Origin of the sequence: Polaribacter sargassicola (genome assembly GCF_021991835.1) — a bacterium.
GTDB lineage: Bacteria > Bacteroidota > Bacteroidia > Flavobacteriales > Flavobacteriaceae > Polaribacter > Polaribacter sargassicola.
Genome location: NZ_JAHDAU010000211.1, coordinates 1 through 285 on the forward strand (window position 1 = coordinate 1; position 285 = coordinate 285).

Annotated in this window: 1 pseudogene; it reads right to left on the reverse strand. The window is 64.9% G+C overall.

Going from position 1 to position 285, the window contains the following annotated elements:
• A pseudogene (locus KI686_RS17675) lies at positions 1–285 on the reverse strand (hypothetical protein); the annotation flags it as partial.

Genomic DNA, 285 nt, shown 5'->3' on the forward strand with positions numbered 1-285 from the left:
GGGAGGATGTTGTCCTTCGTCCCGTGCAGGATGAGGGTCGGCTTGTCCGCGAGCCGGACGGCCTCGACATCACCGCGGAAGTCCTCGATCCATGCCGGCACGACAGCGTATGCGGCGACGGGCGCGCTGGTGACCGACAGGTTCCAGTTCGCCGTCACGACCTGCTGGCTGATCCGGCTGCCGAGATTCTCGTCGAGGTTGTAGAAGTCGTTGTAGAACTGGGTGAACCACGAGTAGCGGTCGGTTCGGGCGGCCTCGACGATGCCGTCGAAGACCTCCTGCGGC